Origin of the sequence: Nonomuraea coxensis DSM 45129 (assembly GCF_019397265.1) — a bacterium.
GTDB classification, from domain to species: domain Bacteria; phylum Actinomycetota; class Actinomycetes; order Streptosporangiales; family Streptosporangiaceae; genus Nonomuraea; species Nonomuraea coxensis.
This window is the reverse complement of record NZ_CP068985.1, coordinates 272782-287083: the sequence shown is the minus strand read 5'-3', so window position 1 is coordinate 287083 and position 14302 is coordinate 272782. Positions and strand designations below refer to the sequence as shown.

At 72.1% G+C, this 14302-nt stretch carries 8 protein-coding genes; 5 read left to right on the top strand and 3 right to left on the bottom strand.

What is annotated here, in order from left to right; genetic code table 11:
* The first annotated feature begins 399 nt into the window (after nucleotides 1-399).
* Nucleotides 400-1428, top strand: a complete 1029-nt coding sequence (locus tag Nocox_RS01355; RefSeq protein ID WP_211212586.1) for a putative RNA methyltransferase — start codon at nucleotides 400-402, stop codon at nucleotides 1426-1428.
* Nucleotides 1429-1572: 144 nt separating this feature from the next.
* Complete coding sequence (locus Nocox_RS01350) at nucleotides 1573-3339, top strand: S9 family peptidase (protein WP_020542502.1); 1767 nt, start codon at nucleotides 1573-1575, stop codon at nucleotides 3337-3339.
* A gap of 244 nt (nucleotides 3340-3583) precedes the next feature.
* Here Nocox_RS01350 and Nocox_RS01345 read toward each other — a convergent pair whose 3' ends face one another.
* Nucleotides 3584-4786, bottom strand: coding sequence for a PP2C family protein-serine/threonine phosphatase (locus Nocox_RS01345; RefSeq protein WP_246649723.1), 1203 nt, complete (start codon nucleotides 4784-4786; stop codon nucleotides 3584-3586).
* Nucleotides 4787-4813: 27 nt separating this feature from the next.
* Between Nocox_RS01345 and Nocox_RS42720 the strand changes: the two genes are divergently transcribed.
* From Nocox_RS42720 to Nocox_RS01335, 3 genes are all read left to right on the top strand, one after another.
* Nucleotides 4814-5167 carry a hypothetical protein gene (locus Nocox_RS42720; protein WP_246649722.1) on the top strand — a complete coding sequence of 118 codons (354 nt, stop codon included), beginning with the start codon at nucleotides 4814-4816 and terminating at the stop codon, nucleotides 5165-5167.
* Between the two features lie 81 nt (nucleotides 5168-5248).
* Nucleotides 5249-9424: a HAMP domain-containing protein gene (locus Nocox_RS01340; RefSeq protein ID WP_020542500.1), complete on the top strand. Its 4176-nt coding sequence runs from the start codon at nucleotides 5249-5251 to the stop codon at nucleotides 9422-9424.
* Nucleotides 9425-9426: 2 nt separating this feature from the next.
* Nucleotides 9427-10056 carry a response regulator gene (locus Nocox_RS01335; RefSeq protein ID WP_026214191.1) on the top strand — a complete coding sequence of 210 codons (630 nt, stop codon included), beginning with the start codon at nucleotides 9427-9429 and terminating at the stop codon, nucleotides 10054-10056.
* 12 nt (nucleotides 10057-10068) lie between these two features.
* Here Nocox_RS01335 and Nocox_RS01330 read toward each other — a convergent pair whose 3' ends face one another.
* Nucleotides 10069-11391 carry an NYN domain-containing protein gene (locus tag Nocox_RS01330; protein ID WP_020542498.1) on the bottom strand — a complete coding sequence of 441 codons (1323 nt, stop codon included), beginning with the start codon at nucleotides 11389-11391 and terminating at the stop codon, nucleotides 10069-10071.
* Between the two features lie 186 nt (nucleotides 11392-11577).
* Complete coding sequence (locus Nocox_RS42715; protein WP_026214190.1) at nucleotides 11578-14187, bottom strand: sigma-70 family RNA polymerase sigma factor; 2610 nt, start codon at nucleotides 14185-14187, stop codon at nucleotides 11578-11580.
* Nucleotides 14188-14302: the final 115 nt, after the last annotated feature.

Below are 14302 nucleotides of genomic sequence, written 5' to 3'. Positions count from 1 at the left end.
GCCTGGCGCCGACAAACCGGTCGCCCCGACTTGTCACCAGCGACGAGGACGGAGTTTCGGCTGGTTCGGCATACACCCAGTCCATGACGCGCTTAAGCAACGTGCCGGGATACCTGGGACGCAACCGCGCTCAACCATCGAGGCCCCGTAACGCTCTACCGCCAGCTCGTACACGATCAGAGGCGACGGCTCCTATGTCGGGACGAAGAATTCCAGCAGGACGTGCCGCTCCTGTCCGAGACGCAGCTCGCGCAGCACTACGAGGTGTCCAAGGGCACCGTTCGGCGTGCCCTGGCGTTGCTCCGTGACCAAGGGTCGGAGTTCACTGTGGCAGGCCGGGGCACCCACCCATCTCCTCCTGCATAGCGCTCCACGGCCTATGGCGTGAGAATGGGCCGCATGCTGGCTGACATCGTCGAATACCTTGTGTGCCCGGTCTGTCGTGCGGGCGTGCGGCTGGGTGAGCGGGAGCTGCGGTGTGCGAGGGGGCATGGGTTCGATGTCGCGCGGCAGGGGTACGTCAGCCTGCTCGTCGGTTCCCGTCCGCCGGGGACGGCCGACAGTGCGGAGATGGTCGCCGCGCGTGCCGCGTTCCTCGACGCGGGGCATTACGCGCCGCTGGCGGAGGCCGTGGCGGGGGCGGTGGCCGAGGCGGTGGGGGCGGACGGGCCGGCAGAACATGAGTCCGTTACCGAAACCAATGACGGCAGCCGGTTGAGGGCGTACCGTGGGGCGGGAATGGAGGCCGGTCGCGGCCCGGGGCAGGCAGAAGGCCCTGAGTCCGGCCGGAACGGCGGCGAGGGTCGTCGCGCGGAGGGCAGGTCCGCGCCGGTGATCGTCGACGCGGGCGCGGGCACCGGGCACTACCTGGCGGCCGCGCTCAATGCCGTGAACGATGGCATCGGGATGGCGTTCGATGTGTCGAAACACGCAGTACGCCGGGCGGCGCGGGTGCATCCGAGGGCGGGCGCGTTCGTGGCCGACGTCTGGAGGCCGCTGCCAATCAGGGATGAGGTGGCGGACGTGGTGATCGACGTCTTCGCGCCCAGGAACGGCCCGGAGTTCGGGCGGATCCTGCGGCCGGGCGGGGTCGCGGTGGTCGTGACGCCGGCCGCCGAGCATCTGAGCCCGCTGGTGGGCGAGCTGGGGCTGCTCTCCGTGGATGAGGAGAAGGAGCGCCGGGTGGCGCGCAGCATGGAGGGCTTCGTACTGGCGGGGCGGCGCACGGTCGCGTTCGACATGGAGTTGGACGCCGGCGAGGTCGCCCAGGTGGTCGGCATGGGCCCGAGCGCGTGGCACACCGATCCGGCCGCGCTCGACGCCCGCATCGCGGCTTTTTTCTCCCCTGGCAGGGAGAAAGTGGTGACCCGCGCGGCGTTTCATCTGTCTATCTTCGAGCCCGCACCGCGTTCAAGACCTGCTCCTTGACTGACGTGTGCGACTGGTGTTACTGATGGGGCATTTAGTCCGAAATTCCCCCACATTCCCCAAGTATTTCTCCCAGACAGGCGCAATACTGGACGGCATCCCGGGCCCGGAGGCGCGGGACATCAACGGGAGGGGGCGCGCCGCATGAAGGCGGAGGAACGCTGGCAGGCCAGGTTCCGGGCCTCGCGCATGACGCTGCCGTCCTGGGCCCGCCAGGCTCCGCACCGCTCCATCTACCGCTCCAACGCCACCGGCAAGTGGGAGGTCTACGCCTGGGACCGCGTCACCGGCGCCGTCCGCCAGGTCACCGACCGGCCCAAGGGCACGGCGTACGCGGCCCTCGACCCCACCGGCCAGTGGATCTACTGGTTCGCCGACACCGAGGGCGACGAGTTCGGCGTGTGGTGGCGCCAGCCGTTCACCGGCGGCCCCGACCAGGAGGTCGCCCCCGGCCTGCCGCCCGGCCAGCCGGGCGGCATCGTCCTGTCGACGACGGGCGTGGCCGCGATCAGCTGGGCCAGCGAGGGCACCTTCCGCATCCATCTGGGCCGCGCCGGCGAGCCGTTCCGTCAGCTCTACGAGCACACCGAGGCCGCCTGGGTGGCCGCCATGTCGCTCGACGGCTCCCTCATCGCGATCAACCACGGCGAGTACGGCGACTTCCGCCATCCGGCGCTGCGCGTCGTCCGTCCCGACGGCAGCGTCGTGGGCGAGCTGCACGACGGCCCCGGCAAGGGCGTGACCGGGCTCGGGTTCGCCCCCGTCCCCGGCGACCGCCGGCTGCTGGCCCTGCACGAGCGCCGCCACCGCTACGAGCCGCTGGTCTGGGACCCGGCGACCGGGGAGCAGCGCGAGATCTGGCTGAAGGACTCGGGCGACCTCGACGCCCACTGGTACGACGACGGCCGCGCCCTGCTCATCCTGCGCGACGACCGGGCCCGCAGCCATCTGCACCGCTACGACCTCGCCGGCGGCACCCTGACCTCGATCGAGACCCCGCACGGCGTCATCGACGAGGCGGCGCCCCGGCCCGGCGGCCACGTCGAGTACTCCTGGTCCAGCGGGTCCAGGCCGCCCGTCATCCGCTCCACCAACGGGCAGGTCGTGGTCAACCCCGGCGGCCCGGCCGCGCCGCCCAGCGTGCCGGTCGAGGACCTCGACGTCGAGGGCGAGGGCGGACGCGTCCACGCGCTGATCTCCAAGCCGGAGCACGGCCTCGCGCCCTACCCCACCGTCTTCCTGCTGCACAGCGGGCCGACGACGCACGACCGCGACTCCTTCTCGCCCACGGTCGCGGCCTGGGTGGACGCGGGCTTCGCGGTGGTGCGGGTCAACTACCGCGGCTCGACCGGCTACGGCACGGCCTGGCGCGACGCGCTGCACGGCGACGTCGGTCACATCGAGCTGGCCGACGTGGCGGCCGTGCGGCAGCGCGTCGTCGAGCGCGGGATCGCCGACCCCGCCCGGCTGGTGCTGGCCGGTTCGGCGTGGGGCGGCTACCTCACGCTGCTCGGTCTCGGCACCCAGCCCGACCTGTGGGCGGCCGGCATCGCGGCGGCGCCGATCGCCTGCCACCAGACGTCGTACGAGGACGAGGTCGAGAGCCTGCGCGCCTACCACCGGGCGCTGTTCGGCGGCTCACCCGACGAGCGGCCCGACCGGTACGCCGCCAGCTCCCCCATCACGTACGTGGACCGGGTGAGCGCCCCACTGCTGATCCTCGCGGGCGAGAACGACACGCGCTGCCCGTTCCGCCAGATCGAGAAGTACGTGGCCAAGCTGGCCGAGCACGGGCGCGAGCACGAGCTCTACACCTATGACGCCATCCGGGGCTCGCTGGTGGTCTCGGAGCGGATCGCGCAGATCGCGTTGCAGCTCGACTTCGCCAGAAAGCATGTGAAATCCCGCTGACATATGACATGTCGTAAAGAGTTGGCGGTTTCGGTGTCTTGATCGTCGGCGGTCCGCGCTGTCAGGCTCGCGCGGAGCGCCGTCACGACCGGGTCCCCGGGACGTACGGGCCCCGGCCGCCCGGCCACGCCCTCCCCGGCCCCGCCGCCGTTCGGTCCTGCCCCGACCGGCGCGCCGCCGGCGCGGAGGGCGGGCCCGGCGCCGGTCACGAGAAAAGGCACCGGCCACGAAGAACAAAGCGACGTCAGCGGGCGCGCAGGACGACGATGGCGAGGTCGTCCGCGCTGGGCTCGGTGGCGAACTCGGCCACCCCGCGCCGGATGCGCTCGGCCACCGCCCGCGCCGACAACCCGGCGCACTCGGCCAGCATCCTCGCCAGGCCGCCGTTGTCGTCGAGCAGCCGCGCGCCGTTGCGCCGCTCGGTGACGCCGTCGGTGACGGCGAGCAGCACGTCGCCGTGTTCGAGGTGGAGGGTGTCGGCCTCGAAGACGACCTCGTGGAAGACGCCGAGCAGCGACTGCGGCGTGGTCACCGTCTCGACCTTGCCGTTGGGGCGCAGCCGCAGCGCCTCGGGGTGTCCCGCCGAGACCAGCCGCACCTCCAGCCCGCTCGCCACCGGCGTGATGTCGCCGTGCAGCAGCGTCAGGAAGCGCGCCCGTTCGCCTTCCTCCAGGATCGCCTGGTTGAGCCGCCCGAGCACGGCGGCCACGCCGTAGCCCTCGCGGGCCAGCAGCCGCAGCGTGTGCCGGGCCAGGCCGGTCACGGCGGCCGCCTCGGGCCCGGTGCCGCAGACGTCGCCGATGGCGAAGCGCCAGGAGTCGTCGCCCGCCTTGAACAGGTCGTAGAAGTCGCCGCCGACCTCGTTGGCCTCGCCGGCGGGCTCGTAGATGACGCCGTAGTCGAGCCCGGGCACCTCGGGCTCGTTGGGCGGCAGCAGGCTGCGCTGGAGCGCGCGGTTGGCGGCGGCCTGCTGGGCGTACAGCCGGGCGTTGTCCATCGCCAGCGCGGCGCGCCTGGCGATGTCGTCGGCGAACTGGATGACCTCGTCGGGGAAGCGGTCGGGCCGGCCGAGGCACATCAGGCCGAGGCCACGCCCGCGCGCCGTGAGCGGCACGGCCAGCACCTGGGAGTCGGGCAGGTGGATGAGCGAGGTGACCCGGTCACCGGCCCCGCTGACGTCCATGCCGTTGAGCTGCTCGCGCAGCCCGTCGATCCTGGCCTCGTCGGCGTGCCACAGGTAGGCCAGCCGCAGCGGCCCGGAGTCGCCGCCGGAGGTGTAGACCGCGCACCAGCTCGCCAGGCGCGGCACCACGATCTGGGCGATGATGGCGGGCACCATGTCGGGGTCGAGGGTGCCGGCGAGCAGGTCGCTCGCGTCGGCGAGGAATCCCAGCCAGTGCGGCCCGCGGGCGCTCTCCTCCACCCACTCGGCGGCCACGCGGTCCACGGAGCCGGGTAGCGTGAGTCTTGCCCAGTGGACACGGGAATCGCCCCTGAAGGTGACTCCCCACTCGTCGACGTTCGCGGAAGGAGCTTTCGGATCACCCTGGGAAACCATGCGCTGCCGGAACTCGACCTGCACCGCATCCCCAAGATGTTTCCAAATCACCTCAAAGGGCTCGTCAGCGACTTGCTCCGCCAAATCCCCCGCGACCTGCTCGGCGGTGTGGAGCACGCCACCGGTGGCCCACGCGGTCATCACCTCGTGCGTGAAGCGCATCGCGGCCGTCACAGCGGTCTCACCTGGCGCGAACGTCGCGGCCAGCACCGCATGGGGAGAAGCAGTCATCCCATCGTGCCTACCACACTTCCCACCGGCTTGGGGTAAATCCAAGGGCAGGACTGCAAGCTACTCAACGTGACAGACTTGAATCACTCGCCGAGGCCCAGTGCGAGTGAAGGAGGCCCCATGACCACGGCCAAGGCCGCGCCGACACCAGAGGAGAGGACTTACACCGAGTCCGATCTCGTGCCCATTCTGGAGACCCTCTTCTCGTGGCGTGACGGCGATTTCCGGCGGCGGGTCCCCCACGCACCTCCGGGCATCCTGAGCGAGGTGCGGCTGCTGCTCAACGAGGTGGCCGACCGCCGCGAGCATCTGGCCAACGAGCTGGTCCGCGTACGTAAAGAAGTGGTCAAGGAAGGCCGCTTCAGCGAGCGGCTGACGCCCGGCCCCGGCGTGGGCGCCTGGGCCGAGAGCGTCGAGTCCGTCAACATGCTGATCGACGCCCTGGTCAGCCCGGTCAGCGGCGCCGCCGACGTCATCGACGCGGTGGCCAAGGGCGACCTGTCGCGGCGCATCGACCTCGACCGCTCGGCCCGCGGCGAGGTGCGCCGCCTGGGCAAGGCCATCAACGGCATGGTCGACCAGCTCGCGCTGTTCAACTCCGAGGTGACCAGGGTCGCCCGCGAGGCCGGCACCGAGGGGCGGCTGGGCGGCAGCGCCAACCTGCGCGGCATGTCGGGAAGCTGGCGCGACCTCACCGAGGCCGTCAACACGATGTCCTCGCGCGTCGCGGCCCAGGTGCGCGACATCGCCGTCGTCACGACCGCGGTCGCCAAGGGCGACCTGAGCCGCAAGGTGACGGTCGACGCCGTGGGCGAGATGTTCGAGCTGAAGAACACCGTCAACACCATGGTCGACCAGCTCTCCGGCTTCGCCGAGGAGGTCACCAGGGTGGCCCGCGAGGTGGGCACCGAGGGCCAGCTCGGCGGCCAGGCCCAGGTCACCGGCGTGTCGGGCGTCTGGAAGGACCTCACCGACAACGTCAACTTCATGGCCAACAACCTCACCTCCCAGGTGCGCAGCATCGCGACCGTGGCGACGGCGGTGGCCCAGGGCAACCTGTCGAAGAAGATCACCGTCGACGCGCAGGGCGAGATTCTCCAGCTCAAGGACACCCTCAACACGATGGTCGACCAGCTCTCGTCGTTCGCCGACGAGGTCACCCGCGTGGCCCGCGAGGTCGGCACCGAGGGCAAGCTCGGCGGGCGCGCCGAGGTGAAGGGCGTGTCGGGCGTCTGGAAGGACCTCACCGACAACGTCAACTCGATGGCCAACAACCTGACCTACCAGGTGCGCAACATCGCCCAGGTCACCACCGCCGTCGCCAACGGCGACCTCACCCGCAAGATCGACGTGGACGCCCAGGGCGAGATCCTGGAGCTCAAGTCCACCATGAACACGATGGTCGACCAGCTCTCCTCCTTCGCCTCCGAGGTCACCCGCGTGGCCCGCGAGGTCGGCACCGAGGGCCAGCTCGGCGGCCAGGCCCAGGTGCGCGGCGTGTCCGGCGTCTGGAAGGACCTGACGGACAACGTCAACTCGATGGCCAACAACCTCACCTCGCAGGTACGCCAGATCGCGGCGGTCTCGTCCGCGGTGGCGCAGGGCAACCTGTCGAAGAAGATCACCGTTGACGCCCAGGGCGAGATGCTGCAGCTCAAGGACACCCTCAACACGATGGTGGACCAGCTCTCGTCGTTCGCCTCCGAGGTCACCCGCGTGGCCCGCGAGGTCGGCACCGAGGGCCAGCTCGGCGGCCAGGCCCGGGTGCAGGGCGTGTCGGGCGTGTGGAAGGACCTCACCGACAACGTCAACTTCATGGCCAACAACCTGACCTACCAGGTGCGCAACATCGCCGAGGTCACCACCGCGGTCGCCAACGGCGACCTCACCCGCAAGATCGACGTGGACGCCCAGGGCGAGATCCTGGCGCTGAAGACCACCATCAACCGCATGGTCGACCAGCTCTCCTCCTTCGCCTCCGAGGTCACCCGCGTGGCCCGCGAGGTCGGCTCGGAAGGCCAGCTCGGCGGCCAGGCCCGGGTCGAGGGCGTCGAGGGCACCTGGAAGCGGCTCACCGAGAGCGTCAACGAGCTGGCCGGCAACCTCACCACCCAGGTGCGCGCCATCGCCACCGTCACCAGCGCCGTCGCCCGCGGCGACCTCACCCGCTCGATCGCCGTCGAGGCGCAGGGCGAGCTGGCGGAGCTCAAGGACAACATCAACTCGATGGTGGCCAACCTCCGCGAGACCACCCAGGCCAACCAGGAACAGGACTGGCTCAAGTCCAACCTGGCCCGCATCTCCCGGCTCATGCAGGGCCACCGCGACCTGTTCGAGGTGGCCAAGCTGACCATGAGCGAGCTGACGCCGCTCGTCTCGGCCCGCTACGGCGCCTTCTACGGCATCGACCCCGAGGGCGACCACGAGCTGGTGCTGATCGGCGGCTACGGCGTGCGGCCCGACAAGGCGCCGCGGCAGCGGTTCGCGATCGGCGAGGGCATCGTCGGGCAGGCCGCGGCCGAGGGCAGGCACATCGTGCTCGACGACGTGCCGCCGCAGTTCATCACGATCGACAGCGGGCTCAGCCAGTCGACGCCCGCGCAGATCGTGGTGCTGCCGATCCTGTTCGAGAACCGCGTGCTCGGTGTGCTGGAGCTGGCCTCGTTCACGCCGTTCGGCGAGGTGCACCTCGACTTCCTGCGGCAGCTCGTCGAGACCATCGGCGTCACCATGAACACCATCATCGCCAACTCCCGCACCGAGGACCTGCTGACCGAGTCGCAGCGGCTCACCCGCGAGCTCCAGGAACGCTCCGACGAGCTGCAGCGCCAGCAGGAGGAGCTGCGCAGGTCCAACGCCGAGCTGGAGGACAAGGCGGCGCTGCTGGCCAAGCAGAACCGCGCCATCGAGATCCAGAACTTCCAGATCGAGCAGGCCCGCCGCACGCTGGAGGAGCGCGCCGAGCAGCTCGCGGTCTCCTCGCGCTACAAGTCCGAGTTCCTCGCGAACATGTCGCACGAGCTGCGCACGCCGCTCAACAGCCTGCTCGTGCTGGCCAAGCTGCTCACCGAGAACGCCGAGGGCAACCTCACCTCGCAGCAGGTCGAGTTCGCCCGCACCATCCACAGCGCGGGCTCGGCGCTGCTCCAGCTCATCAACGACATGCTCGACCTGTCCAAGGTCGAGGCGGGCCGGATGGACATCCACCCGATCCAGGTGGCGCTGCCGAAGATGGTCGACCTGCTGGAGGCGGCGTTCGCGCCGCTGGCGCAGGACAAGGGGCTCGCGTTCACCGTCGACATCGAGCCGGACGTGCCGGGCGAGCTGCGCGCCGACGAGCAGCGGCTGCAGCAGGTGCTGCGCAACCTGCTGTCCAACGCGGTGAAGTTCACCCCGCGCGGCGAGGTCAAGCTGCGCGTGTCGATGGCGCCGCCCGGGGTCGACTTCGACGACGACACCCTGCACGACGCCCGCGACCTGCTGGCCTTCCAGGTGATCGACACCGGCATCGGCATCGCGCCCGACAAGCGCGAGGTCATCTTCGAGGCGTTCCGCCAGGCCGACGGCACCACCAGCCGCAAGTACGGCGGCACCGGGCTCGGCCTCGCCATCTGCCGCGACATCGCCCGCCTGCTGGGCGGCGAGATCCACGTGGAGAGCGAGCTGGGCCAGGGCAGCACGTTCACGCTCTACCTGCCCGCCTCCTACACCGGGCCGCTCGCCGCGACCGACGGCGGCGTGGCGCGCCGGCAGCTCATGAGCCCGCCCTCCGACGGGCCGGCCGCCCATGTCGTCCCCGAGCCGCCGCTGCCGCTCGACCTGCCCATGCCGGAGCTGGTCGAGCCGCCGGCCGAGACCCCGTCGCAGTGGCAGGGCGACGACCCGCTCAACGGCGCCAAGATCCTCATCGTGGACGACGACATCCGCAACGTGTTCGCACTGACCAGCGTCCTGGAGCGGCACGGCTCGACGGTCGTCTACGCTGAGAACGGCCGGGAGGGGATCGAGCAGCTCGAACGGAACGAGGACGTCGCGCTCGTGCTGATGGACATCATGATGCCGGAGATGGACGGCTGGGCCACCACCTCGGCCATCCGGCGCATGCCGCAGTTCGCCGACCTGCCGATCATCGCGCTCACGGCGAAGGTCATGCGCGGCGACCGCGAGAAGAGCATCGCCTCCGGCGCGTCCGACTACGTGCCCAAGCCGGTCGACGTCGACCGCCTGCTCGAACGCCTGCGGGGCTGGCTCAGCCGCGGCAAGGCCACATCCGACTCATCAGCCGAAGGGGCGTGATCGTGCCGGATCGTGCCAAGATCCTGCTGGTCGACGACCGCGAGGAGAATCTCATCGCGCTCGAGGCCATCCTCAGCTCGCTCGACCTGGTGCCGGTGCGCGCCCGGTCGGGCGAGGAGGCGCTCAAGGCGCTGCTCAACAGCGAGTTCGCGCTCATCCTGCTCGACGTGCGGATGCCGGGCATGGACGGGTTCGAGACGGCCGCGCACATCAAGCGGCGCGAGCGGACCAGGAACATCCCGATCATCTTCCTGACCGTGGTGGACAGCGCGCCCGACTACGCCTTCCGCGGCTACGCGGCCGGCGCGGTGGACTACCTCACCAAGCCGTTCGACCCGTGGGTGCTGCGGGCCAAGGTGTCGGTGTTCGCCGAGCTCTACAACATGAACAGACGGCTGGCCGAGCAGGCGTCGCTGCTGCGCGAGCGGGTCACCGGCGAGCTGCCGCCCGGGGCCGGCGACCACGCTTCCGTGCTGCCCGAGCTGTCGCGGCGGCTGACGGCGGTCGAGGACGAGCTGGCCCGGCTGCGGGAGCTCGTCCGCAAGTCGCAGGACCAGGCGCTCGCCGCTCCGCTGTCCGACCTGACGGACCGCCTCTCGCACCTCCGGGCCGGCTTCGACGCCCTGTCCTGACGGTTTCGCGATCTAGCTTCTGGCCCGCTCCAGCGCGTCCCAGAAGCCTCTGCGCAGGGCGTGCCTGACCTCGTCGTGGAGCAGGAAGTCGATCGGCAGCGACGACCCCTGCAGCAGCCGGGCCTCCAGGTCGGACGGCATCCGGGGCTTGCGGGCGAGCACGGCCTCCAGCCACAGCGCGGGCGCGTCCCTGGCGACGGACTCGCCGAAGTCGTGCCCTTCGCGGTGGGCGGCCTTGACGGCGTCGGACAGCGTGGTGGCGCCGGCCGTGGCCGCCGGCGGGATGACGGGCGCGGCCTGCGGCCCGGAGTACGAGCCGAGCTGCGACTGCTGGTAACCCCCGCTCCCGGACGGCGAGGCGAACTGCCCCGTGCTGGGCGACTGCGAGGGGGGCTGCGCCTGCTGCTGCTGCGTGGACGGCTGGACCGGGATGGGCCCGGTGACCGGCGCCGGGGACGGCGACTGCTCGATCTGGTAGCTGGTGTAGGTCGGCAGGACCGGCGGGGTGGACGAGTGGCCTCGTCCGGAGGAGGCCGATCCGTTCGCGGAGTGCTGCCCGGTCGAGCCCGTGGCCGACGCCCCGGACGGACCCGCCGCGTGGCTCCCGGACGAGTGCGACGTGGCCGGCGGCAGCGACGACGAGGGCAGCGAGGAGGAAGGCAGGGAGGAAGAAGGCAGCGTGGACGGCATGGACGACGGCGGCGGTGGTTGCGCGGGCGGCAGCGCGTGGGTGCCCTGCCCGTTGGTCAGCGGCTGGGGCTGGTGATGGTGGTGGCCGTTGGACGACGACTCGCTGACGCCGGAGACCATCGCGACGTACGGCCGCAGGTGCACCGCCCCCAGCTCGACCAGGTCGTCGCACTCCTGCCGCAGCGACCGGGACCCGGCCCAGCCGCCCTCGGCGGCGACGTGGATGACCGTGACCCGGATGCCGAGGTCCTGCGCGTCGCAGACGACCTGCGCGAGGTCCTCGTCGCCGCTGACGACCACGGCGTCGCAGATGGCGTTGTTGCGGGCGAGCGTCATGAGGTCGCGGTGGACCTGGGCGTCGACGCCCTCGCGCCGGCCCGGCCTGATGCGCGACAGCCTGAGCTTGAGCCCCGGTATGTCGGCCAGCGCGTCGTGCTCCGGCGTGCGCCGGCCCTCGACCGTGGCCTCGTACCAGTAGCAGCGCAGCAGCGGCAGCCCGGTGCGCTCGCGCGACAGCCCGGTCATGAGCTGGAGCAGCCCCGGGTAGTCCCAGGCGACCGATTCGCGATGGCGCGTGCCGTGCACGGTCATCGCCCCGTCCGCCAGCAGATAGCCGGCGTCCACGAACAGCGCGCAGCGATCCACTGACACCGCCCCTTTCCTGGTGGTCCGACCTTGCTGGCTCTGCACCGTCAGAGACCGGACTCGGCGGCCCTCTCTCAGGGTAATGAAAGCAGGTGATCGTCCGAGGGTTAATCCCGACGATTCGCCCCTCGGCCGTCGATGCCCTGGGCCGCCTAGGCGAACCGTACCAGTTTGTCCCTTTCGCGGTCACGACCGTGCCCGCACACTCAGCGCCGCCACCCCGAACAGGACCACGTCCTTGTCGGTGACGACCGTCAGCCCCGGGTCGGCGCCCAGCTCCGCGCCGACCGTGTCGACGTCCACGCCGAACGTCATCTCCGCAGCCCCGCCCGAGGAGCCGTCGAAGACGTTGGCGCGGTCACGGTCGCCGCCCTCCGGGGTCAGGGCGCCGCTGCCGAGCGAGACCCGGTCGCCCGCGAGGCCGGCGTCGCCCTCCCAGGTGACCAGCTCCGCCCGCGCGGGCGCGGCGGCGGGGGTGAGCCCGCCGATCGGCAGGCGTACGCGCCGCCGTGGCCCGCCGACGACGGTCGCGGTGTCGAGCACCACAGCCTGACTGTACGGCTCGCGCGGATCGGTGACGACCAGCACCAGGCTCCACCCGGCGTGCCCCGACACCCCCTCCGTGACGGGCGCGTCGGCCGCCCACCACAGGCCGGTCCTGCGCGCTCCCGCCGCCAGCATGCTGACGTCGGCGAACGCCTGGTAGACCGGCCCGTTCGGCAGCTCGCGGACGGCCGCGTTCGAGGGATGGACGGTGACGTACGACCGCCGCCCCGGCGGCCGCACCCTGATCGGCCCGGCCCGGTCGCCGCTCGCCGACCAGTAGAGCCCGGCCCACACCACCCGCCCGCCCTTCGGCAGGACGAGCCGGGCGGCGCTGGAGGTGCGGGTCGACGGGTCGTCGTCGCGGTCGAGCGGCGTCATCGGCCACAGGTCGTTGTCCCGCTGGTCGCCCTGCCGCCGCCGGGCCTCCGCGCAGCCCTCGCGCTCCTCGGGGCAGGTCAGCAGGGCGTTGCCGACCGCGCGTACGGTCACCTTGCCGTCGGTCGCGAACCTGGCGGGCGCGCCGGTCGCGCGCACCCCCTCCTCGGCCCGCGCCCGCACCAGCAGCGGCCCGGACTCGACCCGCACCGCGGGGCCGGCGCCCTCGGGGGCCTCCTCGGCGACCCGTACCCGCAGGAACACCGCCGTGCCCTCGCCGGCCGGCAGCGGCGCCCGCTCGCACCTGGCGCCGCCGGCGGCGGGACGGCAGGCCCAGCCGTCGGCCGTCCCGACGGGTCCGTGGAGCGCGGCGGCCTGGTGGTGGCGGGCCGTCGGGATGAGCGTGACGCCCGCCGGCAGGTCGACCAGCACGGCCAGGTCGCCGCTGGGGACGTCGCCGTCGTTGCGCAGCCGGATGCCGACGATGCCGGGCTGGGCGCGGACGAGCGCGCCGAGAGGGCCCACGGCGGCCCGGAGCCTGGCCTGGCCGGGCGGCGTGCCCGCCGGCTCGGCGGACGCGGCCGGAGGCGGCACCAGCGCGGGGCGCTCACTCGCCCGCGGCCCCAGGAGCGGGGACGAGGGCGGGGGCGGAGGGGCCGGGACGGGCGCGCCCGTCCGCATCGCGGGCGACACCGCGACGGGCCGGCCGGCCGGCTGGTCGGCGGAGATCAGGAGGACGGCGGCGGCCATCGCCCCCGCCACCACGAGCCCTCCACCCAGAACAGCCCGCCGCTGCCGCCCGCCCTTGCCCAGCGCGGGCCCGCCCAGCACAGACCCGACCAGCACGGGCCCATCCATTCCAGATCCCAGCCCAGACCCGACCAGCTCAGACCCGACCAGCACGGGCCTGTCCTGTGCGGGCCCGGCCAGAGAGGTGCTGCCCAGGGCGGGCCGCTGTTGCCGTGCGGCTCTGCCGAGTGGGCCTCTGCCCAGGGCGGTTCTGGACAGGGCGGTTCTGGACAGGGCGGTTCGATGCCGGCGCGCGGTTCTGCGGAGGGTGGCGACGGCGCGCAGGAGGCCGGCTGTGCCGCCGGTGCTTCTGGCGAGGGCGGCGGCGTAGCCGCCGAAGAGGGGGCCGATGAACAGCGGGCCCACCATCACCCGGAGCCCGCGGTTGACGTCGGTCAGCTCCAGCAGCACGCCGTTGCACTCCTCGCACCGGCCGACGTGCTCGTCGATCATCCGGGAGTCGCGCCTCGCGAGCCCGCCCCGCACGTACGCGCCCATCCTGCCGAGCACCGGCCGGCACTCGCGCCGCGGCTGCGAGCCGAGATGGAGCTGGAGGTACGCCTGCCGCAGCCCCTCACGCGCCCGGTACGCCAGGGCGGCCACGCCGTTGACCGACAGTCCGAGCAGAGGGGCGACCGCGGCGGGCCCGCACCGCTCGACCTCGACGTGCCACAGCACGGCCCGCCACCGCTCGGGCAGCGACAGGTAGGCGCGGGCGATGAGGGACTTCTCCAGCCCGACGAGCGCGGGATCGACGAAGGGCACGCCCGGGTCGTAGTCCTCGATCCCGCCGGTGGCGAGCCCGGCGCTCTCGACGCGGGAGCGGTCGTGGACGGTGCGGCGTACGACGGTCAGCAGGTAGGTGCGGAAGCCCGACTCAGGACCGCCGCCCCTGCCCACGAGGTCGAGGATCTTGGTGAACGCCTCCGCGACGACGTCCTCGGCCTCCGTGCCGCGGACGAGCTGGCGGGCCAGCGCCCGGGCCGCGGCCGCGTGGCGCTCGTAGAGCTGCCCGTAGGCGGCGGCGTCGCCTCGTGCGGACGCGCGCAGAAGATCCGCGTCGCTGCGCGGCGGTTCGACACTCATGGTGACCTCGCGATTACGTGGCGTTGCCTCGCGCATACATTCCGCACTCCCCGTCTTGGCTAAACCGGGAGACGGGCTTTGACCGCGGAGCCGTACCGGCGGGGTCCGGCCTGAC